Annotated in this window: 15 protein-coding genes; 8 read left to right on the forward strand and 7 right to left on the reverse strand. The window is 71.5% G+C overall.

Annotation, left to right across the window (positions count from 1 at the left end; all coding sequences use genetic code 11):
- Nucleotides 1–61 precede the first annotated feature (61 nt).
- The 4 genes from AC5Y7V_RS08065 to nudC are packed head-to-tail and all read left to right on the forward strand — an operon-like array spanning nucleotide 62 to nucleotide 8,462.
- Nucleotides 62–3,181, forward strand: coding sequence for a PD-(D/E)XK nuclease family protein (locus AC5Y7V_RS08065; RefSeq protein WP_499879475.1), 3,120 nt, complete (start codon nucleotides 62–64; stop codon nucleotides 3,179–3,181).
- Nucleotides 3,148–6,456, forward strand: a complete 3,309-nt coding sequence (locus AC5Y7V_RS08070) for an ATP-dependent helicase (RefSeq protein WP_499879658.1) — start codon at nucleotides 3,148–3,150, stop codon at nucleotides 6,454–6,456. Before AC5Y7V_RS08065 ends, AC5Y7V_RS08070 begins: the two co-directional genes overlap by 34 nt.
- 5 nt (nucleotides 6,457–6,461) lie before the next feature.
- Nucleotides 6,462–7,532 (forward strand): potassium channel family protein, encoded by a 1,071-nt coding sequence (locus AC5Y7V_RS08075; RefSeq protein WP_499879476.1) that lies wholly within the window; start codon nucleotides 6,462–6,464, stop codon nucleotides 7,530–7,532.
- Nucleotides 7,533–7,538: 6 nt separating this feature from the next.
- The gene (nudC, locus tag AC5Y7V_RS08080) at nucleotides 7,539–8,462 is read left to right on the forward strand and encodes an NAD(+) diphosphatase (protein WP_499879477.1); all 924 of its coding nucleotides are present in this window, start codon (nucleotides 7,539–7,541) and stop codon (nucleotides 8,460–8,462) included.
- A gap of 6 nt (nucleotides 8,463–8,468) precedes the next feature.
- On the opposite strand, the gene mrx1 is transcribed toward nudC, so the two are convergent.
- Entirely contained in the window at nucleotides 8,469–8,714 is a 246-nt protein-coding gene (gene mrx1 / locus AC5Y7V_RS08085; RefSeq protein WP_499879478.1) for a mycoredoxin Mrx1, read from the reverse strand.
- Between the two features lie 102 nt (nucleotides 8,715–8,816).
- Between mrx1 and AC5Y7V_RS08090 the strand changes: the two genes are divergently transcribed.
- Both AC5Y7V_RS08090 and AC5Y7V_RS08095 read left to right on the forward strand, forming a co-directional pair.
- The gene (locus AC5Y7V_RS08090; RefSeq protein WP_499879659.1) at nucleotides 8,817–10,928 is read left to right on the forward strand and encodes an ATP-dependent DNA helicase UvrD2; all 2,112 of its coding nucleotides are present in this window, start codon (nucleotides 8,817–8,819) and stop codon (nucleotides 10,926–10,928) included.
- Nucleotides 10,929–11,329: 401 nt separating this feature from the next.
- On the forward strand, nucleotides 11,330–11,599 hold the full coding sequence (locus AC5Y7V_RS08095; RefSeq protein ID WP_499879479.1) for a WhiB family transcriptional regulator: 270 nt from the start codon (nucleotides 11,330–11,332) through the stop codon (nucleotides 11,597–11,599).
- Nucleotides 11,600–11,609: 10 nt separating this feature from the next.
- Here AC5Y7V_RS08095 and AC5Y7V_RS08100 read toward each other — a convergent pair whose 3' ends face one another.
- The 5 genes from AC5Y7V_RS08100 to AC5Y7V_RS08120 all read right to left on the reverse strand — a co-directional run bounded on the left by AC5Y7V_RS08100 (nucleotide 11,610) and on the right by AC5Y7V_RS08120 (nucleotide 18,255).
- Complete coding sequence (locus AC5Y7V_RS08100) at nucleotides 11,610–12,953, reverse strand: macrolide-binding ATPase MABP-1 (protein ID WP_499879480.1); 1,344 nt, start codon at nucleotides 12,951–12,953, stop codon at nucleotides 11,610–11,612.
- A 41-nt stretch (nucleotides 12,954–12,994) separates the two neighbouring features.
- Nucleotides 12,995–13,855 carry a cyclodehydratase gene (locus tag AC5Y7V_RS08105; RefSeq protein ID WP_499879481.1) on the reverse strand — a complete coding sequence of 287 codons (861 nt, stop codon included), beginning with the start codon at nucleotides 13,853–13,855 and terminating at the stop codon, nucleotides 12,995–12,997.
- Nucleotides 13,856–14,072: 217 nt separating this feature from the next.
- Nucleotides 14,073–15,893, reverse strand: a complete 1,821-nt coding sequence (locus AC5Y7V_RS08110; RefSeq protein WP_499879482.1) for a PE family protein — start codon at nucleotides 15,891–15,893, stop codon at nucleotides 14,073–14,075.
- A gap of 208 nt (nucleotides 15,894–16,101) precedes the next feature.
- The gene (locus tag AC5Y7V_RS08115; protein ID WP_499879483.1) at nucleotides 16,102–16,821 is read right to left on the reverse strand and encodes a C39 family peptidase; all 720 of its coding nucleotides are present in this window, start codon (nucleotides 16,819–16,821) and stop codon (nucleotides 16,102–16,104) included.
- A gap of 75 nt (nucleotides 16,822–16,896) precedes the next feature.
- Nucleotides 16,897–18,255 carry a zinc-dependent metalloprotease gene (locus AC5Y7V_RS08120; protein ID WP_499879484.1) on the reverse strand — a complete coding sequence of 453 codons (1,359 nt, stop codon included), beginning with the start codon at nucleotides 18,253–18,255 and terminating at the stop codon, nucleotides 16,897–16,899.
- A 77-nt stretch (nucleotides 18,256–18,332) separates the two neighbouring features.
- On the opposite strand from AC5Y7V_RS08120, the gene AC5Y7V_RS08125 reads away from it, so the two are divergent.
- A complete protein-coding gene (locus AC5Y7V_RS08125) occupies nucleotides 18,333–19,364 on the forward strand; it encodes a YlbL family protein (protein ID WP_499879485.1) in 1,032 nt (343 codons plus the stop codon).
- Nucleotides 19,365–19,369: 5 nt separating this feature from the next.
- Here AC5Y7V_RS08125 and AC5Y7V_RS08130 read toward each other — a convergent pair whose 3' ends face one another.
- Nucleotides 19,370–19,864 carry a hypothetical protein gene (locus AC5Y7V_RS08130; protein ID WP_499879486.1) on the reverse strand — a complete coding sequence of 165 codons (495 nt, stop codon included), beginning with the start codon at nucleotides 19,862–19,864 and terminating at the stop codon, nucleotides 19,370–19,372.
- Between the two features lie 95 nt (nucleotides 19,865–19,959).
- On the opposite strand from AC5Y7V_RS08130, the gene AC5Y7V_RS08135 reads away from it, so the two are divergent.
- Nucleotides 19,960–22,962, forward strand: coding sequence for a UPF0182 family protein (locus AC5Y7V_RS08135; RefSeq protein ID WP_499879487.1), 3,003 nt, complete (start codon nucleotides 19,960–19,962; stop codon nucleotides 22,960–22,962).
- The last annotated feature ends 23 nt before the right edge of the window (nucleotides 22,963–22,985 follow it).

Genomic DNA, 22,985 nt, shown 5'->3' on the forward strand with positions numbered 1-22,985 from the left:
TGTCGGCTTCCTTCGGTCCAGTATTCCGGATGTTGTCGGACCCTCGTGGTTGCATGCAGCCATGCCATACACCTGGGACGACGAGGCGGGCGCGCTCCTGGCGCCCGGCCTGCGCGGTCGGGTGCGTGTCCTGGGCGGGCCGGGCACCGGCAAGAGCAGCCTGCTCATCGACGCCGCCGTCGCCCAGATCGGTGCGGGCGTCGACCCGGAATCGGTTCTGCTGCTTACCGGTTCCGGCCGGATGGGGCCGCGGGCGCGCAGCGCGTTGACGACGGCGCTGTTGGGCTCGCGTTCCGCCGGCGCGGCCCGGGCTGCGGTCCGCGAGCCGTTGGTGCGCACCGTGCACAGCTACGCGTATGCGGTGTTGCGCCGGGCCGCCGAGCGCGCCGGCGATGCGCCCCCGCGCCTGCTCACCAGCGCCGAACAGGACGCCATCATCCGGGAACTGCTGGCCGGTGACCTGGAGGACGGGGCGAGCGCGTGGCCGGCCCACCTGCGGCCCGCGCTGGCCACGGCCGGCTTCGCCACCGAGCTGCGAAACCTGTTGGCGCGCTGCGCCGAACGCGGTGTCGACTCGCTGGAATTGGAGCGGCTCGGCCGCCGCTGCGGCCGCCCGGAATGGAGCGCCGCCGGCCAATTCGCGCGGCAGTACGAGCAGGTGATGCTGCTGCGCGCGGCCGTCGGGACGGCGGCGCCGCAGGCGACGTCGCCGGCGCTCGGCGCCGCGGAGCTGGTCGGGGCCGCGCTGGAGGCCTTCGCCGTCGATCCGGAGCTGCTGGCCGCCGAGCGCGCCCGGGTGCGCGTCCTGCTGATCGACGACGCGCAACAGCTCGACCCGCAGGCTGCCCGCCTGGTTCGGGCGCTGGCCGCGGGCACGGAGGTGACGCTGGTCGCCGGTGACCCCAACCAGGCGGTGTTCGGCTTTAGGGGCGGCGAGGCGACGGGGCTGCTAACCGACGATTCGCCGTCGGTGACGCTCACGACATCCCATCGCTGTGCGCCTGCCGTCGCGCGCGCCGTCAGCGGCGTGGCGCGCCGGTTGCCCGGCGGCAGCGCCGGCAGGTGCATCGACGGCGTCGGGCCCGAGGTCGGATCCGTCCACGCGCGGCTTGCCGCGTCGGCGCACGCGGAGGCCGCCCTGATCGCCGACGCGCTGCGGCGCGCCCACCTGATCGACGGGATCGCCTGGTCGCAGATGGCCGTCATCGTCCGGTCGGTGCCGCGCGCGGGGGCGCGGCTGCCGCGCGCCCTGGCCGCCGCCGGCGTCCCGGTGGCCGCACCCGCGTCGAGCGCACCGCTGTCCGACGAGCCGGCGGCGCGCGCGCTGCTCACCGTGCTGGCGGCCACCGCGGACGGGCTCGACGGTGAGCAGGCGCTGGCGTTGCTGACCGGACCCATCGGCCGCGTCGACCCGGTGTCGCTGCGGCAGCTGCGCCGAACCCTGCAGCGCGCCAACGCCGATCGCGCGCCCGGCGACGTCGGCGACCTGCTGGTGGCGGCCCTGCGGGCCGACTCGCCGCCGCCCGGACCGCACGCCCGCGCGCTCGGCCGGGTGCGCGCGGTGCTGGACGCGGCCGCGCGCTGCCACGGCGCGGGCCAAGACCCGCGCTACACCCTGTGGGCCGCCTGGCACCGGTCGGGCCTGCAGCGCCGCTGGCTGTCGGCCAGCGAACGAGGCGGCCCGGCCGGCGCCCAGGCCACCCGGGACCTGGAGGCCGTGACCGCCCTGTTCGACGTCACCGATCAGTACGTGTCCCGCACGGCCGGCGCATCGCTACGCGGGCTCGTCGAGCACGTCGCCGCCCTGCAGCTGCCCGGCACCAACCCCGAGCCGGTGTCGCAGGCGGAGCAGGTCAGGGTGCTCAGCGCCCACGCCGCGCTGGGGCACGAATGGGACTTCGTGATCGTCGCCGGGCTGCAGGAAGGGCTGTGGCCCAACACGATTCCGCGCGGCGGCGTGCTGAACACGCAGCGGCTGCTCGACGCGCTCGACGGCGTCACCGCGGACGCCTCGGTGCGGGCACCGCTGCTGGCCGAGGAGCGTCGGCTGCTGGTCGCGGCGATGGGCCGCGCCCGGCGCCGGCTGCTGGTGACCGCCGTGGACAGCGACACGGACGGGGCCGACGGGGACGCCGCGCTGCCGTCGGCGTTCTTCTCCGAGATCGCGCAGTGGGCCGACGACGAGCCCGTTGACGCGGAACCGATCTCGGCGCCCCGCGTGTTGTCCGCGGCCGCGCTGGTGGGCCGGCTGCGCGGCGTCGTGTGCGCGCCCGACGGGGCCGTGGACGACGCCGTGCGCCGTTGCGCGGCACTGCAATTGGCCCGGTTGGCTAAAGCCGGCGTGCCCGGCGCCGACCCGGCCGGCTGGCACGGCCTGATCCCGGTCAGCACGACGGAACCGCTGCGGTCCACCGCGGCGCCCATCACGCTGACGCCCTCGACCCTGCAGACGCTCAACGACTGCCCGCTGCGCTGGCTGGCCGAGCGGCACGGGGGAACCGACGCGCGGGATCTGCGGTCCACTATCGGCTCGGTGCTGCACGCGCTGATCGCCGAACCGGGCAAAAGTGAGTCCGAACTGCTGGCCGAGCTGGACCGGGCCTGGACGCACCTGCCCTTCGACGCGCGGTGGCATTCGGCCAATGAGCTGGCCCGGCACCGCGCGATGGTCGCGGCCTTCGTGCAGTGGCGGGCGCAGACCCGGGGCGAGCTGACCGAGGTCGGCGTCGAGGTGGGCGTCGACGGAACACTGACGGCGCCGCGCGATGACGGCGGCGAGATCCGGCTGCGCGGGCGGGTCGACCGGCTGGAGCGCGACGCGGCTGGCCGGCTGGTGATCGTGGACATCAAGACCGGCAAGAGCCCCGTCAGCAAGGACGACGCCCAACAACACGCCCAGCTTGCGATGTATCAGCTCGCGGTGGCCGAGGGCTTGATCGACGCGGGCGCCGAGCCCGGCGGGGCCCGGCTGGTCTACGTCGGCAAGACGGGGGCCGGCGGCGCCACCGTGCGTGAGCAGGACCCGCTGACCGCGGCGGCCCGCGACGAGTGGCGCGACCTCGTCCGGCGCGCCGCCGACGCGACGGCCGGGCCGCAGTTCATCGCCCGGCGCAACGACGGCTGCACCCACTGCCCGATACGGCGGAGCTGCCCGGCCCACGTGGACGGGGCCACGCCGTGACGCCGCGCTACACCCCGGCCGAATTGGCTTGCGCGCTGGGGCTTTTCCCGCCCACCGACGAGCAGGCCGCTGTCATCGCCGCGCCGCCGGGCCCGCTGGTCGTCATCGCCGGCGCCGGCGCCGGCAAGACCGAGACGATGGCCGCGCGGGTGGTCTGGCTCGTCGCCAACGGCTACGCCGCGCCCGGCCAGGTGCTCGGGCTGACGTTCACCCGCAAGGCCTCCGGGCAGCTGCTGCGCCGGGTGCGGTCCCGGCTGGCCCGGCTGGCCGGCATCGGGCTCGGGGCGACCGGCGAAACGGACGCCACCCCCGCGGTCAGCACCTACCACGCCTTCGCCGGCTCGCTGCTGCGCGACCACGGCCTGCTGCTGCCCGTCGAGCCGGACACCCGGCTGCTCGGCGAGACCGAGCTGTGGCAGCTGGCCTTCGACGTGGTCAGCGGCTACCGCGGGGAGCTGCGCACCGACAAGACACCGGCCACGGTCACCTCGATGGTGCTGCGGCTGTGGGGGCAGCTGGCCGAGCACCTCGTCGACACCGGCCAGCTCCGCGATACCCACGTCGAGCTGGAACGGCTGATCCACGCGCTGCCGGCGGGCCCCTACCAGCGCGACCGCGGGCCCAGCCAGTGGCTGCTGCGGCTGCTGGCCACCCAGACCGAGCGCGCCGAGCTGGTGCCGCTGCTCGACGCGCTGAACGAGCGGATGCACGCCGCGAAGGCGATGGACTTCGGCATGCAGATGGCGTCGGCCGCGCGGCTGGCGGTGGCCTTCCCCCAGGTGGGCCAGGAGCTGCGGAACCGCTACCGCGTGGTGCTGCTCGACGAGTACCAGGACACCGGGCACGCCCAACGCATCGCGCTGTCGGCGCTGTTCGGCGGCGGTGTCGACGACGGGCTGGCGCTGACGGCCGTCGGCGACCCGATTCAGTCGATCTACGGCTGGCGCGGCGCCTCGGCGACCAACCTGCCGCGGTTCTCCACCGACTTCCCCCGCGCCGACGGCACCCCGGCGCCGGTCCTGGAGCTGCGGACCAGCTGGCGCAACCCGCCGCGCGCCCTGCGGGTGGCCAACGCGATCTCGGCGGAGGCGCGGCGCCGGTCGGTCGCCGTGCGCGCCCTGCGCCCCCGCCCGGACGCCGCGCCCGGCACCGTGCGCTGCGCGTTGCTCTCCGACGTGGCGGCCGAACGCGAATGGATCGCCGACCGGATCCACGAGCGGTACCGGCAGGCCGACGGCGCCGCCCCGCCGACCGCCGCGGTGCTGGTGCGCCGCAACGCCGACGCGGCGCCCATCGCCGACGCGCTTCGCGCGCGCGGAATCCCGGTCGAGGTGGTGGGTTTGGCCGGCCTGTTGGCTGTCCCCGAGGTCGCCGACGTGGTGGCGATGCTGCGGCTGGTGGCCGACCCGGCCGCCGGCGCGGCGGCCATGCGGGTGCTGACCGGGCCGCGCTGGCGCCTCGGCGGGCGCGACATCGCCGCGCTTTGGCAGCGCGCGGTGGCCCTGGCCGGGGAACGCCCGGGCGGGACGTCGCCCGAGTCGATCGCGATGGCGGCCTGGCCCGACCCCGACACGGGCTGCCTGGCCGACGCGATCAGCGACCCCGGCCCGGCCGGCGCGTACTCGGTCACCGGCTATCGGCGCATCGCCGCGCTGGCCGCCGAACTGCGCGCCCTGCGCGGCCACCTCGGTCACTCGCTGCCCGACCTGGTCGCCGAGGTCCGCCGCGCGCTGGGCGTCGACTGCGAAGTCCGCGCCGGCGCGGCGATCTCGGCCGGATGGACCGGCGCCGAACAACTCGACGCCTTCGCCGACGTCGTCGCCGGCTACGCCGAGCGCACCCGCGCCGCGGCGGACCAGCCGGTGACGGCGTCGGTCGCCGGCCTGCTGGCCTACCTCGACGCCGCCGAGGCGGTGGAGAACGGTCTGCCGCCCGCCCCGGCGGCGGTCGCGCGCGACCGGGTGCAGGTCCTCACGGTGCACTCGGCGAAGGGCCTGGAGTGGCAGGTTGTCGCGGTCGCGCACCTGTCGGGCGGCATCTTCCCGTCGACCGCGTCGCGCAGCACCTGGCTCACCGATCCCGCCGAGCTGCCGCCCCTGTTGCGCGGCGACCGCGCCTCGGCGGGCGCGCTGGGCATCCCGGTGCTGGACACTTCGGCTGTCACCAATCGAAAGCAGCTGTCGGACAAGATCTTCGAGCACCGCCGCCAACTCGAGCAGCGGCGCGTCGACGAGGAACGCCGGCTGCTGTACGTGGCGATCACCCGGGCCGAGGACACCCTGCTGGTTTCCGGCCACCAGTGGGGAGCCACCGGGGTCAAACCGCGCGGCCCGTCGGAGTTCCTGTGCGAGCTCAAGGACATCATCGACCGCTCGGCCGCCGACGGCGACCCGTGCGGGGTGGTGGAGCACTGGGCGGCCGACCCGGCCGACGGCGAGCGAAATCCCCTGCGCGACAACGTCGTCGAGGCGGTGTGGCCCGCCGACCCGTTGGCCGCGCGGCGCGGTCCCGTCGAAGCCGGGGCCGCGCTGGTGGCCGGGGCCATGGCCGGCGAGCTGGACGGAGCCGCCGCCGACGCCGACGGGTGGGCGGCCGACGTCGACGCGCTGTTGGCCGAGCGGGCGCGGTCGGCCGCCCCACCCGTCCGCGCCCTGCCCAGCCAGGTCTCGGTGAGCGGGCTGGTCGACCTGGCGCGCGACCCGGTGGCCGCGGCGCAGCGGTTGGTGCACCGGCTGCCCACGCGCCCCGACCCGCATGCGTTGCTCGGCAACGCCTTTCACGCGTGGGTGCAGCGGTTCTACGGCGCCGACTCGCTGTTCGATCTCGGCGACCTGCCCGGAGCGGCGGACTCCGAGGTCGGTGACACCCGGGAATTGGCCGCACTGCAGGCGGCGTTCGCCCAATCGCGGTGGGCGGCCCGCACACCGGTGGCCGTCGAGGTGCCGTTCGAGATGCCGATCGGCGAGACGGTCGTGCGCGGCCGCATCGACGCCGTCTTCGCCGACCCCGACGGCGGGGCGACCGTCGTGGACTGGAAGACCGGCGAGCCCCCGCGCGGGGCGGAAGCGATGCGGCAGGCCGCGGTCCAGCTCGCCGTCTACCGCCTGGCCTGGGCGGCGCTGGCGCAAGTCCCGGAGTCGTCGGTGCGCACCGCCTTCTACTACGTGCGCACCGGCGCCACCGTCGCCCCCGACGAACTGCCGGATCCCGCCGAGCTGGCCGCGTTGGTGCGCGACCCGATACCCGGTGGGCCGCCCGCCAGCGTGGTTACATAGGAGTCGTGGGCAACGGTAGGGCGCGCAAGCTCAGCGGCCTGGACGAAACCCTGACCGCCCAGCCCGGTCACCAGTTGGTCGGCGTGCTGCGCATCCCCGAGGACCCCGCCAGCCCCACCCGCGTCATCACCCGCCGGGTCGCGATCGCGCTGCTGGTGCTCTTGGCCGCCACCGTCGTCGTCTACCTCGATCGCGGCGGTTACCGCGATGTGCGGGGCGGGCGCCTGACGTTCCTGGACTGCCTGTACTTCTCGGCGGTGTCGCTGTCGACCACCGGCTACGGCGACATCACCGCGTACTCGGAAACCGCGCGCCTGGTCAACACGGTGGTCTTCACGCCGCTGCGGATCGCGTTCCTGGCGGTGCTGGTCGGCACCACGCTCGAGGTCCTCTCGGAGCGGTCCCGGCAGGCGTGGAAGATTCAGCGTTGGAGGAGCAAAGTGCGTAACCACACCATCGTGATCGGGTACGGCACCAAGGGAAAAACGGCGGTGGGCGCCATCCTCGGCGACGAGGCCTCCCAGGGCGAGGTCGTCGTCGTCGACATGGATCCGACCGCCCTCGAACACGCCGCGACGGCCGGGCTGGTGACCGTGCGCGGCGACGCCACCCGATCCGATGTGCTGCGGCTGGCCGGGGCGCAGCACGCGGCCTCCATCGTCGTCGCCACCAGCCGCGACGACACCGCCGTGCTGGTCACGCTGACGGCGCGGGAGATCGCGCCCAAAGCCAAGATCGTGGCGTCGATCCGCGAGGCCGAGAACCAGCACCTGCTGCAGCAATCGGGCGCCGACTCGGTGGTGGTCTCCTCGGAGACCGCCGGCCGGCTGCTCGGCCTGGCCACCAGCACGCCCAGCGTGGTGGAGATGATCGAGGACCTGCTGACGCCCGACGCCGGGCTGGCCATCGCCGAACGCGAGGTCGAGCAGACCGAAATCGGCGGATCCCCAAGGCATCTGCGCGACATCGTGCTCGGCGTGGTGCGCGATGGCCACCTGCTGCGCATCGGCGCCCCCGAGGTGGACGCGATCGAGGCCACCGACCGGCTGCTCTACATCAAGCACGCGGGGCACTAGGCGATCGTGGACTTCCAGCTGCAAGACGTCCCGCTGCTGTCGCGCGTCGGCGCCGACCGGGCCGACCAACTGCGCACCGACGTCGACGCGGCGACGGCCGGATGGGCGGATGCGGCGCTGCTGCGGGTGGATTCGCGCAACCAGGTGTTGGTCGCCGACGGCCGGGTGGTGCTCGGCGCCGCGTCCGCGCTGGCCGACAAACCGCCGCCCGACGCGGTGTTCCTGGGCCGCATCGAGGGCGGCCGCCACGTCTGGGCCGTCCGCGCCGCGCTGCAGGCGCCCGAGGACCCCGACGTGAAAACCGAAGTGCTGAACCTGCGCAGCCTCGGCCCGATCTTCGACGACACCAGCAGCCAGCTCGTCTCGTCGGCCATCGCGCTGCTGAATTGGCATGACAGCGCGCGGTTCAGCTCGGTGGACGGCTCACCGACGCGACCCGCCCGGGGCGGGTGGGCGCGAGTCAACCCGGTCACCGGCCACGAGGAGTTCCCGCGCATCGACCCGGCGGTGATCTGCCTGGTCCACGACGGCGGCGACCGCGCGGTGCTGGCCCGCCAGGCGGTGTGGCCCGAGCGGATGTTCTCGCTGCTGGCCGGGTTCGTCGAGGCCGGCGAATCGTTCGAGGTGTGCGTCGCCCGCGAGATCCGCGAGGAAATCGGCCTGACCGTGCGCGACGTGCGCTACCTGGGCAGCCAGCCGTGGCCGTTCCCGCGCTCGCTGATGGTCGGCTTCCACGCCGTGGGCGACCCGGGCGAGGAGTTCTCGTTCAACGACGGGGAGATCGCCGAGGCGCAATGGTTCACCCGCGACGAGGTGCGTGCCGCGCTGGCCGTCGGCGATTGGAGCAGCGCCTCGGACTCGAAACTCTTACTGCCCGGCTCGATTTCGATCGCCCGAGTGATCATCGAATCCTGGGCCGGGCTCGACTGAGGGCCGTCAGCCGGCCTCGGCCAGCTTCGCCTTGACCTGGGCCGCGCTGGGGTTGGTCAGCGTGGATCCGTCGACGAACTTCACCGTCGGGACGGTCCGGTTGCCGCCGTTGACCGAGCTGACGAATTGCGCGGCGGCCGGGTCCTGTTCGATGTCGACCTCGTCGTAGGAGATGCCGTCGGAGCGCAGCGCGGTCTTGAGCCGGTGACAATAACCACACCAGGAAGTCGAGTACACGGTCAGCGAGGACATGGTCCATTCAACGTAGCGGAGCGGGCCACGAATTCCGAAGCGACGCGTTTCACGCGTGGCGATGCGCCCGGTTTGTCGGACATCGCTGACAAGATGGACGCCATGCCGACGCTCGCCGATCCGTTGACCGCGGAGCTGGACGATGAGCAGCGCGAGGCCGTGCTGGCGCCCCGCGGGCCGGTGTGCGTGCTCGCCGGCGCCGGAACGGGCAAGACCCGCACCATCACGCACCGCATCGCCCAGCTCGTCGCCGACGGCCACGTCGCCGCCGGTCAGGTCCTCGCGGTCACGTTCACCCAGCGGGCGGCGGGGGAGATGCGCTCGCGGTTGCGGGCGCTGGCCAACGCCGGCCACGCGGGTCCCGGCGTCGGCGCCGTGCAGGCCCTGACCTTCCACGCGGCCGCGCACCGCCAGCTGCGGTACTTCTGGCCGCGGGTCGTCGGCGACACGGGCTGGCAGCTGCTCGACACCAAGTTCGCGGTCGTCGCCCGCGCGGCCAGCCGGTGCCGGATGAACGTCAGCACCGACGACGTGCGCGACCTCGCCGGGGAGATCGAGTGGGCCAAGGCGTCGCTGATCGGCCCCGAACAGTACGCGCCCGCCGTCGCCGACGCCGGCCGCGACGTCCCGATGGACGCCAAGCAGATCGCCGCCGTGTATACCGCCTACGAGGCGCTGAAGGTCCGCGACGAGTCGGTGACGCTGCTGGACTTCGACGACCTGCTGCTGCACACGGCCGCCGCCATCGAGAACGACGCGGCCGTGGCCGACGAGTTCCGCGGCCGTTACCGCTGCTTCGTCGTCGACGAGTACCAGGACGTCACCCCGCTGCAGCAGCGGGTGCTCGCGGCATGGCTCGGTGACCGCGACGACCTGACCGTCGTCGGCGACGCCAACCAGACCATCTACTCGTTCACCGGGGCCACCCCGCGGTTCCTGCTCGACTTCTCCCGGCGGTTCCCGGAAGCCACCGTGGTGCGCCTGGAACGCGACTACCGGTCCACCCCGCAGGTGGTGTCGCTGGCCAATCAGGTGATCGCCGCCGCGCGCGGCCGCGTCGCCGGCAGCAAGCTGCAGCTGTCCGGCCAGCGCCCGCCCGGCCCCGCGCCGACGTTTCACGAGCACCCCGACGAAACCGTCGAGGCCGCCGCGGTCGCCAAGTCGATCGCCCGGCTGATCGAATCCGGCACCGCGCCATCGGAAATCGCCGTGCTCTACCGGGTCAACGCGCAATCCGAGGTCTACGAGGAGGCCCTGACCGAGGCCGGCGTCACCTACCAGATCCGCGGTGGCGAGGGGTTTTTCAACCGCCAGGAGATCAAGCAGGCGCTGTTGGCGCTGCAGCGCGCGGCCGACCGGGGCGACGCGGACCCACAAGCCCCCTTGCCCGACGTCGTGCGCGCGGTCCTGGAGCCGCTCGGGCTGACCGCCGAGGAGCCGACCGGCGCCCGGGCCCGGGATCGCTGGGAGGCGCTGGCGGGGCTGGCCGAGCTGGTCGACGACGAGGTGGCGCAGCGCCCGCAGCTCGACCTGCCCGGGCTGCTGGCCGAGCTGCGGATGCGCGCCGACTCGCGCCACCCGCCGGTGGTCCAGGGCGTCACGCTGGCCTCGCTGCACGCCGCGAAGGGACTCGAGTGGGATGCGGTGTTCCTGGTCGGGCTGGCCGACGGCACGCTGCCCATCTCGCACGCGCTGGCGCACGGCCCCGAAAGCGAGGCCGTCGAGGAGGAGCGTCGGCTGCTCTACGTCGGAATCACCAGGGCGCGAATACATTTGGCGCTCAGCTGGGCGCTGGCCCGCAGCCCCGGCGGACGGCAGAGCCGCAAGCCGTCCCGGTTCCTCAACGGCATCGCGCCGCAGACGCGCGCCGACGCCGCGCCGGCCAGGTCCCGGCGCAGCCGGGGGGCCGCGACCCGCTGCCGGATCTGCAACAACGACCTGACCACCCCGGCGGCCATCATGCTGCGCCGCTGCACGACGTGCGCCGGCGACGTCAACGAGGACCTGTTGCTCAAGCTCAAGGCGTGGCGCCTCAACATCGCCACCGAACAGAAGATGCCGCCGTACATCGTCTTTTCCGACAACACCCTGATCGCGATCGCCGAGCTGCTGCCTGACGACGAGGCGGCGCTCATCGCGATCCCCGGGATCGGCGCGCGAAAGCTCGAACAGTACGGGCCCGACGTGTTGGAGCTGGTCCGCCAGGCCCGCTGACGGCCGGCACCCACTCTCGGCGCCGAAAACGCAGGTCAGAAAATAAGTTGTGGGCGGCTACCGCTAGCATTTAGCCTCGAAACCGCAGAATGCTGCCAGCCGAGAGGAGGTTCGCCACGATGATCACCAACGCGTTTGGTGTATGCGTGGCCGCCGCGGTGTCTCCCGCGGCTACCTCCCATGCCGCCCACGCCGCCGTGTCGGCGGCAGCGGCTAAGCACCGTATCGCCGCCGCGACCGACGCGTCCGTGTATCGGGGTCATACCTAACTAGCCCGGTTTTGCCCAGATGGCCACGGACCCGAAGTCAAAAGGATCCGTGGCCACAGTTATCTGGGAAGCCTCCCAGCCTGGTCCGGATCACCACGAAGGAAACCCGACCAGGAAGCAGGTGAGCAGGACATGTCGGCACTGCCAGTCCGAAGACCGACGCTGCCGGAATTGCCTTGTCACGTCGACGATCCCGACCTGTGGTTCGCCGAGGCCCCGGCCGACCTCGAGCGCGCCAAGACGCTGTGTGCGGGCTGCCCGGTTCGCCGCCAGTGCCTGACGGCGGCGCTGGAGCGGGCCGAGCCCTGGGGCGTGTGGGGCGGCGAGATCTTCGAGCGCGGCTCGATCGTCAACCGCAAACGTCCCCGCGGCCGGCCGCGCAAGGATGTCGTCGCGGCCTAGGAATAAAGCTTCAGACGACGGCGGTGTCGGGCTCGGCGAAGCCGGGGATCAGTTCCTCCGACAGCGCCTTGATCGGCACGTGCGCGTCCAGCTGGCACAGGATCGCGGCGACCGACGCGATGACGCGCATCGGTATCGCCAGCTTGGGCGGCAGGTCCATCTGCCGGGCCGTCTTGATCTGCGAAACCGACCGGTCCATCTGAACCAGGGTCATCTTTTGCAGCCACTTGCGCGTGTAGTGGAAGACGTCGACCTGGATGGGTTCGACGTACTGGCGCAGCATTTCGTCGATGTCGCGGACCGACACCTGCTGGCCCTTCTGGATAAAGCCGACCTTCTCCATGGTCGGCAACAGCAGGTCGTAGTTCTTGTCGCGCGCCAGCCGAATCGTCATGCCGAGCTCGACGGGAAAGCCCCCGGGCAGGGGGGCGACGGCACCGAAGTCGATGACGCCCATCCGGCCGTCGGGCATCAGCATGAAGTTCCCGGGGTGGGCGTCGCCGTGCAGCATCCCCAGCCGCCGCGGCGCGTCGAAGGTGAGCTCGAGCAGGCGGGTGCCGATCAGGTCGCGCTGCTCGGGAGTCCCGTGGCGGATGATCTCGGCCATGTGGACCCCCTCGATCCACTCCTGGACCACCACCTTGGGCGCGCTGGCCACGACATGCGGCACCAGGAAGTGCGGGCTGTCCTGATACGCCTTGGCGAACTTGCGCTGGTTGTCGGCCTCCAGCCGGTAGTCGAGCTCCATCTCGGTGCGCTCGATCAGCTCGTCGACCACGCCTTGGACGTCCGCGCCCGGCGTCAGCTGCTTGACCACGCTGACCATCCGCTGCATGGTCTTGAGGTCGGCGCGCAGCGCCTCGTCGGCGCCCGGGTACTGGATCTTGACCGCGACGTCACGGCCGTCGGACCACACCGCCCTGTGCACCTGGCCGATGCTGGCCGAGGCGATCGGGGTGTCGTCGAACGAGCTGAACCGGTCCCGCCACTTGGTGCCCAGCTGGGCGTCCAGCACCCGGTGCACCTTGGCGGCGGGCAGCGGCGGGGCGTCCTTCTGCAGCTTGGTCAGCGCCTCGCGGTAGGGCTCGCCGTACTCCTCGGGGATGGCGGCCTCCATCACCGAAAGGGCCTGGCCGACCTTCATCGCCCCGCCCTTGAGCTCACCCAGCACGGTGAACAATTGGTTGGCGGCCTTCTCCAGCATCTCGGCCTGGACTTCGTCCTTGGACTTGCCCGTCAGCCGCTTGCCGAAGCCGAGGGCCGCCCGGCCGGCGAAGCCGACGGGGATGCTGGCCAGCTTCGCGTTGCGCGCAGCGCGGCCGCGTTTGATGTCTGCCACGTATCCATCATCCACGACGGCCGGCGCGCGGGACCCGTGATCCGGACCATAGGTTGCTAGCACGAGCACAGCGGGTGCTTGGTCCACTGCCGCGCGACGATCGAGCCGGCGCCCAGGTCGAACTCCAACGTCGCATTCAGCGCGGGCGGCGGCGCCGGATCGGGCACCGCCTCCTGGCCGCGCACCGCCGCGATGACGCGGTTCACCTGGCCGAGCGCCAGGGCCGCGGTCGCCAGCACGGTGGCCCGGTCGGCCACGCCGACGGTGTCGCGCAGCTGGGCGGCGATGGCCGGCCACGCGGCGTCGCGGTCGCTGCGGTGCAGGTCGGCGCACCCCAGGCAGCTGGTCACGCCGGGAATGACCAGCGGGCCCACCAGGCCGGTGCCGTCGCGCACCCGAACGGGAAGGTGTGGCACGCCCCGGGCGTGCAGCTCGCGCACCATGCGCGGGTCGGCGACCAAATAGTCCGACAGCACCACCAGGTCGACGGCGTCGGGGGACACGGCGGCGTGCGGCTGGCTGCTCTGCGCGACGCGGGCCCCAGAGCAGCGCAGCGATTCCACGAGCAGCTCGGACAGCGGCCCGCGGCCGTGGATGCGGATCGACGCCGCGCGGCCCCGGGGGCGACGGCATTCGCTTGCGACGCCCGCCCCGACGAGCTGCGCGACGAGGTGGGTCAGGCCGTCACAATCGCGCAGGCCGCGGTCGACGGCCTGGCGCCGCAGCTCGGACAGCTGCGTCGGCGACCGCATGTACCGCAGCAGCGCGGCCAGGTCGGAGGCGGCCAGGCCGCACGGCGGACGGACCAGCACGGCCCGGCGCGGATCCCAGCCGACCTGCACCGCGCCGTCGGGCCGCAGCAGCACAGGCAGCGCCGGGTCCAGCGCGTACAGCGAAAGCGCGGCGGTCTGGGTCATGGGCTGAGACTGTGCCATGGCGCAAGCGAACGCTCCGCTCAGTTATCCACAGAACCGCCGTTGGGGTCGTCGCCGTCCCGCTCGAGTTCGGCGATATATGCGCAAGTTACATATCCGCGGAGATCGACCGCAAAGCGGATCGGCGAACGCGACGCCAAGCGCCGATAGCCAGAAGGTTTCCTTCAAGCGGTGTTTCCGGTTCTACGTACGAACCGGCTTAGGGACCGCCGGCGCCACCGCCACCACCGGTACCAGCGCCGTTGCCAGCGCCGCCGCCGCCGCCACCACCGCCGCCGGCGACGCCGACGCCGCCGGGACCGCCCGTACCGCCGTTGAAGCCGCCGCCGTTGGCGCCGGTGTTGCCGGCGGTGCCACCACCACCACCACCAATACCGCCTTGAATGTCGCCACCGCTGCCACCGGCGGCGCCGCCAGCGCCGCCGCCGCCACCGCCGCCTGCGCTGCCGAAGCTCACGCCGGTGACACTAGCGGCGGTGGCGCCCAAGCCGCCGGCGGAACCGCTACCGTTGCCGCCGAGGCCGCCACTCAGGCTGCCGATGCCACCGACAGTGGCCACGCCGCCGCCGCCGCCACCACCACCTGAACCGCCGAGGGCGCCCGCGGCGTTGCCGCCATTGCCGGCGGAGCCGCCGACGCCCCTGGTGAAGAAGCTCGTGTTGTTGGTTGCAAAGCCGGTGCCGCCGGTGCCGCCGTTGCCGCCGTGGCCGCCGGCGCCACCACCGGTGCTGTCGCCGCCGGCACCGCCGCCGCCACCACCACCGGCGCCAGCGGCAGTGTTGTTTCCATTGGTGACATTGGCAGAACCGCCGTTACCGCCGGCGCCGCCGTTGCCGCCGGTGTTACCGGTGCCGCCGTTGCCGCCCAGGCCGCCGTTCCCGGCGCTGAATGTGGCGTTGCCGGTGGTGTTGATGATGCCGCCGTCGCCGCCTTTGCCGCCGGTGCCGCCGGTGCCGGCGGTGCTTACGCCGCCGGTGCCGCCGTCGCCGCCGTTGGCGGCGTTGTGGCCGGCCGCGTGCCCGCCGTCGCCGCCAGCGCCGCCGTTGCCGCCGATGCCGCCGGCGCCCGCGGCGCCTCCGCTGGCAGCCACGCCGGCGGCCCCGCCGTTGCCGCCGTGGCCGCCGGTGCCGGCGATGGTGCTAACCGTGTCGCTGGCGCCGTGCCCGCCGTCGCCGCCCTGGCCGCCGGTGCCGCCGGCGCCGCCAACGCCGTCGACGCCGGCGTGGCCAAACAACGGCGAGCCGTAGCCGCCGGCCCCGCCGGCACCGCCGTTGCCGCCTTGGCCGCCGTCAGTGCCGGTGCCGCCGTTGGGAATGGCCGTGGTGCCGGGGGTACCGACGCCGCCGGCCCCGCCGAGCCCCCCGATGCCACCCGCACCGCCGGCACCGCCGTTGCCAAAGAACAGCCCGCCGTGGCCGCCTGCCCCGCCGGCACCGCCGTTGCCGCCAGTCCCGCCGTTGACAATGAGGACCGCGTTTCCCGGGGACCCGGTGATGCCAGCCCCGCCGGCGCCGCCCGCGCCGCCGTTGCCGAAAGCCCAGGCGTCACCGCCCTTGCCTCCGGGCGCCCCAGGAGCCCCAGATCCGCCGTCGCCGCCGTCGCCCCACAAAATCCCGCCCGGGCCGCCGTTTTGCCCGGTTCCCGGCGCCCCGTTGGTGCCCTTGCCTATCAACGGCCGACCCAACAGGTCCTCGGTCGGCTGATTGATAAAGTCCAAAATGGCCTGCAGCGGCGAGGCGTTAGCCGCCTCGGTGCCCAAATAGGCACCCGCGGCGGAGTTCAAGGCCTGCACGAACTGGGAATGAAACGTCGCCGCCTCAGCGCTGAGCTGCTGATAGCCCTGTCCGTACCCAGCGAACAGCGAAGCCATGGCCGCCGACACCTCATCACTTGCGGCGGGCAGCACCGCGGCGGTCGAGGCCGCCGCCGCTGCGTTGGCCGCACCTATCTTGGAGCCGATGCTCGACAAGTCCGATGCCGCCGAAGCCAAAAACTCTGGGGCCGCCACAAGATAGGACATCGCTACCGCCTAGGTGGTCAATTTGAATCTGCTATGGGTCGTAGCGATAATCTATGCAGATCCTGACCCCTAATGTCAGCCTTCGGCGAAGTTTTTCTCTCGCGTCAGGCGTCGTCGACCAGCTAATTTTTCGATCCGGGAATGGGGGCGCGCATCTCGACGCTGCGGGGCCGACGGGCAACGCCGCGCTCGGTTATCCACAGCACCGTCACCCGGTGACGACGATCGATTTCTGCCCGACCTTCCAGGCCGTCATGAATCGTTTGATGCTGACCTTCGTATTGGCGTGTTCGGCGTAGGGGTCGTTGAGGTGCACGGTCTCGTTGTTGGTGTCGATCCCGGTGACGACGAGCAAGTGGTCAGGCGCGCTGCGCTGGTCGTCGCTGTCCAGGATGGTTCCGCCGTTGACCCAGGCGATCACCTTGCGGCCGGCGCCGAGATACTGCTCCAGCGCCGGCAGCCCGGTCTTGTCGGGTTCGGTGTCGTAGATCATCTGCGATTTGATGCCGTAGTGCTCGAGCAGCACGACGGTGTCGGCCATGTCGATGCCGCCCTTTTCCGTCTCGTGCCCGGGGTCTCCGGTGGGAAGGTAGATCGGGCCGTCGCGGATCACCGAGGGTGTGTTCTGGGCCAGCTTGATGATCTGCGTCTCGGTCGGGGGGTTGCCGGTGACCTCACCGACCACGTCGGCCACCGACGCCAGCCCGCAGGTGTCCTCCAGCGATTGCTGCACCCAATACTTGGCCGCCGCATCCGGGTCGCCGTACACGCCGTCGGCGGCCGTCTTCGCCGTGGCCGTGGTGGCCGGCGGGGCCGACGCACGGATCGCTGGTGGCGCCGCGCCACAGGCCGATACCAGCAAAGCGCAGGCCATGCCGATGCAGGCAGCCGCCAGCGCAGCGCGCACCGAGGTCGCAATCCTGATCATGTTCGCTCGCAAAGGGTCGGCCCGACATTCGACTGGTGTGCAACGTAGCACCGCCAGCAAACGGCCGCGAGCTGATCAGTTATCGGTGGAGTCGGGGTCCTCGAGCTTGGCGATGGCCTCGTCGATGCCGCTGGTGTCACCGCCGATGATGCGGTCGATGAAGCCGGCCGGCTCGTCGAGGTCCTCGGCGCCGGGCAGCAGGTCGGGGTGTTGCCAGACGGCGTCGCGCGCGTCGGCCCCGGCCGCCTCCGTCAGCCGCTCCCACAGTGCGGCCGCCTCGCGCAGCTTGCGCGGCCGCAGTTCGAGGCCGACCAGCGTCGCGAACGTCTGCTCGGCCGGCCCGCCGCTGGCCCGGCGGCGGCGCAGCGTCTCGCTGAGCGCGGCCGTGCCCGGGATCCGGTCGCCCAGGGCCGCGGTGACCACCACCTGCACCCAGCCGTCGATCAACGCCAGCAGCGTCTCGAGCCGCTCCAGCGCCTGCTTCTGCGCCGGCGTCGCCTTCGGCTCGAAGACGCCCTGCCCGAGCAACTCCTCGATGGCCGCCGGATCGGACAGCGACGCGGGGTTGAAGTCGCGCGCCAGCTCCTCGATCCCGGACATGTCGATCTTCATGCCGCTGGCGTAGGACTCGACCGCGCCCAGCAACTGGCCGGACAGCCAGGGCACGTGGCTGAAAAGCCGGTGGTGGGCGGCCTCGCGGGCGGCCAGGAAGGTCAGGATCTCGCTGCGCGGCTGCTCGAGTCCGGAGGCGAAGGAGTCGACGGCGTCCGGCATGATCGCGGCCACCCCCTTGGGGCCGAGCGGCAGGCCGATGTCGGTCGAGGTCAGCACCTCGCGGGACAGCCGCCCCAGCGCCTGGCCGAGCTGCGACCCGAACGCCATGCCGCCCATCTGCGACATCATCGCCAGCAGGGGGCCGGCCATGCTCTTGGCCTCTTCGGGCAGGGACGACGCCCACACCGTGGCGATCTGCTCGGCCATCGGGTCGCACAGCCGCTTCCAGGTCTCCAGCGTGTTGTCGACCCAGTCGCCGGGGCTCCAGCCCACCGCCTTCGACGTGCCCGCGGGCAGCGCCGTCGCCCCGTCCAGCCAGGTCTCGGCGAGGTGGACCGCGTCGGCGATGGCCTTGGTCGTGGAGGCGGGAATGGGCGCGACGAACCCGATCGAGCTCGACGCGACCCGGCGCGCCAATTCGTAGTTCACCGGACCCGACGCCTTGCCGCCGGCCATCACGGTGCCCGCGCTGGAAAACATCTGGCCCAGCTGGGTGAAGATCTGCCCGAGGTCGCCCATGCCGAACTCGCCGCCCAGGCCGAAGGCGCCCAGCGGGTCGGATCCCCCCGAGCCGGAACCGGGGTCTTTCTTCTCGCGCTCCGGGTCGTCGCCGGAGGAGAAGCCGAATGGCAGGTCAGGCATAACGTCAACGGTACTCACCGCGGGCACCCGACGCGCCACCTGTGGTCACGCTCGTAGCTGAACGGGGCCGAGCGGGCGCCGGATAGGGTAGGCCCGTGAACAGGCGGATTCTCACGTTGATCGTCGCGCTGGTGCCGATCGTGGCCTTCGGTGTGCTGCTCGCGGTGGTGACGGTGCCGTTTGTGTCCCTGGGCCCGGGCCCGACGTTCGACACGCTCGGTGAGGTCGACGGCAAGCAGGTGGTCGCGATCGAGGGCACCCAGACGCACCCGACGACGGGCCACCTCAACATGACGACGGTCTCCCAGCGCGACGACCTGTCCCTCGGCGAGGCGCTGACGCTGTGGCTTTCCGGCCAGGAACAGCTGATCCCGCGCGACCTCGTCTACCCGCCCGGCAAGTCGCGCGAGGACGTCGACAAGGCCAACAACGCCGACTTCAAGAACTCCGAGGACAGCGCCGCCTACGCCGCGCTGGGGTTCTTGAAGTACCCGGTCGCGGTCACCGTCGCGACGGTCACCGACCCCGGTCCGTCGGCGGGCAAGCTGAAGTCCGGCGACGCGATCGACGCGGTCAACGGCACCCCGGTCGCCAGCGTCGAGCAGTTCACCGGGTTCTTGAAGGGCACCAAACCCGGTCAGGTGGTGACGATCGACTATCGCCGCAAGAACGACGCGTCCGGGCCCATTGGCACGGCGCAGATCACGTTGGGAACCAACAAGGATCGTGACTACGGCTTCCTGGGTGTCGCGGTCCTCGACGCGCCGTGGGCGCCGTTCACCGTCGACTTCAACCTCGCCAACGTGGGCGGCCCGTCGGCCGGGCTGATGTTCAGCCTGGCGGTGGTCGACAAGCTCACCACCGGTGACCTGGCCGGATCGACGTTCATCGCGGGAACCGGCACCATCTCCGTCGACGGCAAGGTGGGCCAGATCGGCGGCATCACGCACAAGATGGCCGCCGCCCACTCGGCCGGCGCCACGGTGTTCCTGGTGCCGGCGAAGAACTGCTACGAGGCGACCTCGGACAATCCGTCCGGCCTGCGCCTGGTGAAGGTCGAGACGCTCAGCCAGGCGGTGGACGCGCTGCACGCGATCAAGTCGGGCGGTCAGACCCCGAGCTGCTAGCCCGCTCAGAAGGTGTAGCCCCGCCGGTCGAAGCCGAGGCCCCCTCGTTCCGAAGCGGACAGCCGCTGGTGCGGGCTGCGAACCGGCGGGCGGCGCAGGTATTGGGTGAAACCGGTGGCGCACAGCGAGAGGGTGAACTCGTGGCCGACGAGGGTCCACCCGAACGCGCCGTGTTCGTCGGGGCCGGACCGTTGCAGCGTTTCGAGCGACAGCTCGAAGCTGAACCCCCGCAGGTTGACGTCGCCGACCAGGTCCCACGCCTCGTCGAACACGAGGGTGGCGGGGCAGATCCAGAAACTGAAGGCGCTTTCCGGCGGGGTCGGGCAGACCCATTCGACGATGTAGTCGAGGTCGACCAGCAGCCGGCCGGGGTGGGGCGGAGCGGGCTCGACCGCGACGGCGTGCACGGCACAGTCGTGCCAGCTCATCCGATCGAAGTCCGCGTCGGTCCACACCGCCTTGGCGATTGCCGGGCCGGCGCTTCCGCTCTGATCCGCCACTGCCCAAGCAGACCACACCCGGCGTCCAGCAATGCGTAGAGTTGTGACCGTTCTAGAAAATCTCTAGCAACCAGCAAGATCAGGGAGCGTAGCCAGTGGGGATGCGGCCCACCGCAAGAATGCCGAAGCTGACTCGGCGCAGCCGGATTCTGATCCTGATCGCACTGGGTGTGATCGTTTTGCTGCTCGCCGGTCCCCGGCTGATCGACGCCTACGTCGACTGGCTGTGGTTCGGTGAGCTCGGCTACCGCTCGGTGTTCACCACCGTGCTGGTCACCCGCATCGTCGTGTTCCTGGTCGCGGGTCTGCTGGTCGGCGGCATCGTGTTCACCGGGCTTGCGTTGCCCTACCGCGCCCGTCCCGTGTTCGTGCCGAGCAACACCAACGATCCCGTGGCCCGCTACCGCGCCGTCGTCGTTTCGCGCCTGCGGCTGGTGGGCATCGGAATCCCCGCGGCCGTCGGCCTGCTGGCGGGCATCATCGCGCAGAGCTACTGGGTGCGCGTCCAGCTCTTCATCCATGGCGGGACCTTCGGCATCAGGGATCCCCAGTTCGGCAAGGACCTCGGGTTCTATGCCTTCGAGCTGCCGTTCTACCGGCTGATGCTGTCCTACATGTTCGTGGCGGTGTTCCTGGCCTTCCTGGCGAACATCTTGGCGCACTACATCTTTGGCGGCATCCGGCTGTCGGGTCGCACCGGGGCGCTGAGCCGCTCGGCGCGCATCCAGCTGGTCAGCCTGGTCGGCGTGCTGGTGCTGCTCAAGGCCGTCGCGTATTGGCTGGACCGCTACGAGCTGCTGTCGCACACTCGGGGCGGCAAGCCGTTCACCGGTGCCGGTTACACCGACATCAACGCCGTGCTGCCGGCCAAGCTGATCCTGATGGCGATCGCCCTGATCTGCGCCGTCGCGGTGTTCTCGGCGATCGTGCTGCGCGACTTGCGGATTCCGGCCATCGGCCTGGTCCTGCTGCTGCTGTCGTCGCTGATCGTGGGGGCCGGATGGCCGTTGATCGTCGAACAGATCAGCGTCAGGCCCAATGCCGCGCAAAAGGAAAGCGAATACATCAGCCGCAGCATCACCGCGACGCGTCAAGCCTACGGCCTGACCTCGGAGCAGGTGAGCTACCGCAACTACACCGGTGACGGGCAGGCCACCGCCCAGCAGGTCGCGGCCGACCGCGCGACCACCTCGAACATCCGGCTGCTCGACCCCACGATCATCAGCCCGGCGTTCACCCAGTTCCAGCAGGGCAAGAACTTCTACTTCTTCCCCGACCAACTGTCCATCGACCGCTACCTCGACCGCAACGGGGCGTTGCGCGACTATGTCGTGGCGGCCCGAGAACTCAACCCGGACAGGCTGATCGACAACCAGCGCGACTGGATCAACCGGCACAGCGTCTACACCCACGGCAACGGATTCATCGCGTCGCCGGCCAACACGGTGCGCGGAATCGCCAACGACCCCAACCAAAACGGTGGATACCCCGAGTTCCTCGTCAACGTCGTCGGCGCCAACGGCAGCGTGGTGTCCGACGGGCCGGCGCCGCTGGACCAGCCGCGCATCTACTACGGGCCCGTCATCTCCAACACCTCCGCGGACTACGCGATCGTCGGACGCAACGGCAACGACCGGGAATACGACTACGAGACCAGCGCCGAAACCAAGAACTACACCTACAGCGGGCTCGGGGGAGTGCCGATCGGCAGCTGGATCTCGCGCAGCGTGTTCGCGGCCAAGTTCGCCGAGCGAAACTTCTTGTTCTCCAACGTGATCGGCTCCAACAGCAAGATCCTGTTCAACCGGGATCCCGCCCGCCGGGTGGAGGCGGTGGCGCCGTGGCTGACGACCGACAGCTCCGTGTACCCGGCGATCGTCAACAAACGGCTGGTGTGGATCATCGACGGCTACACCACCCTGGACAACTACCCGTACTCGGAACTGACTTCCCTGGAGTCCGCGACCGCCGACTCCACCGAGGTGGCGTTCAACCGCCTGGCGCCCGACAAGAAGGTCTCCTACATCCGAAACTCGGTGAAGGCCACCGTCGACGCCTATGACGGCACCGTCACGCTGTACCAGCAGGACGAATCCGATCCGGTCCTCAAGGCCTGGATGCAGGTGTTCCCCGGCACCGTCAAACCCAAGAGCGACATCACCCCCGAGCTTTCCGAGCACCTGCGTTACCCCGAGGACCTGTTCAAGGTGCAGCGGATGCTGCTGGCCAAGTACCACGTCAACGACCCGGTGACGTTCTTCTCCACGTCGGACTTCTGGGACGTGCCGCTGGACCCGAACCCCACCGCCAGCAGCTACCAGCCGCCGTACTACATCGTCGCGAAAAACATTGCCAAGAACGACAATTCGGCGTCGTACCAGTTGATCAGCGCGATGAACCGGTTCAAGCGCGACTACCTGGCCGCCTACATCAGCGCCAGCTCCGACCCGGCGACCTACGGCAGGATCACCGTGTTGACCATCCCGGGTCAGGTCAACGGCCCGAAGCTGGCCAACAACGCGATCACCACGGACCCGGCGGTGTCCCAGGACCTCGGCGTGATCGGCCGCGACAACCAGAACCGGATCCGGTGGGGCAACCTGCTCACGCTGCCGGTGGGCCAGGGTGGGCTGCTCTACGTCGAGCCCGTCTACGCCTCGCCGGGGGCCAGCGACGCGGCGTCGTCGTACCCGCGGTTGATCCGGGTGGCGATGATGTACAACGACAAGATCGGATACGGCCCGACGGTGGGTGACGCCCTCAACGGGTTGTTCGGCCCCGGCGCGGGCGCGACCGCGACCGGGATACAGCCCACCGAGCCCGGCGCAGCCCCGAACCCGACCCCGCCGGCCAGCCCGGCCGGGCCCGCCGGTCCGCCGGTGCCCGCCGCGCCACCCGGCCCGGCGCCGCCGACCGCCGTGCCGCCGTCTCCGGACGGCTCGACGACGCTGTCCCCGGCCAAGGCGGCCGCCCTGCAGGAGATCCAGTCGGCGATCGGCGCGGCGAAAGACGCCCAGAAGAAGGGCGATTTCGCCGCGTACGGTGCGGCCCTGCAGCGGCTGGACGACGCGATCAACAAGTACAACGCCACCAAGTAACCTCCCCGTCGCGAGCGTGCGCG

Source organism: Mycobacterium sp. NGS34 (genome assembly GCF_059812845.1).

What these genes read in the sequence shown, in the direction of transcription:
- AC5Y7V_RS08065 (WP_499879475.1), top strand. Translation starts at nt 62, where the DNA reads ATGCCATACACCTGGGACGACGAGGCGGGCGCGCTCCTGGCGCCCGGC.
- mrx1 (WP_499879478.1), bottom strand. Translation starts at nt 8,714, where the DNA reads ATGTCCTCGCTGACCGTGTACTCGACTTCCTGGTGTGGTTATTGTCAC.
- AC5Y7V_RS08090 (WP_499879659.1), top strand. Translation starts at nt 8,817, where the DNA reads ATGCCGACGCTCGCCGATCCGTTGACCGCGGAGCTGGACGATGAGCAG.
- AC5Y7V_RS08110 (WP_499879482.1), bottom strand. Translation starts at nt 15,893, where the DNA reads ATGTCCTATCTTGTGGCGGCCCCAGAGTTTTTGGCTTCGGCGGCATCG.
- AC5Y7V_RS08095 (WP_499879479.1), top strand. Translation starts at nt 11,330, where the DNA reads ATGTCGGCACTGCCAGTCCGAAGACCGACGCTGCCGGAATTGCCTTGT.
- AC5Y7V_RS08105 (WP_499879481.1), bottom strand. Translation starts at nt 13,855, where the DNA reads ATGACCCAGACCGCCGCGCTTTCGCTGTACGCGCTGGACCCGGCGCTG.
- AC5Y7V_RS08115 (WP_499879483.1), bottom strand. Translation starts at nt 16,821, where the DNA reads ATGATCAGGATTGCGACCTCGGTGCGCGCTGCGCTGGCGGCTGCCTGC.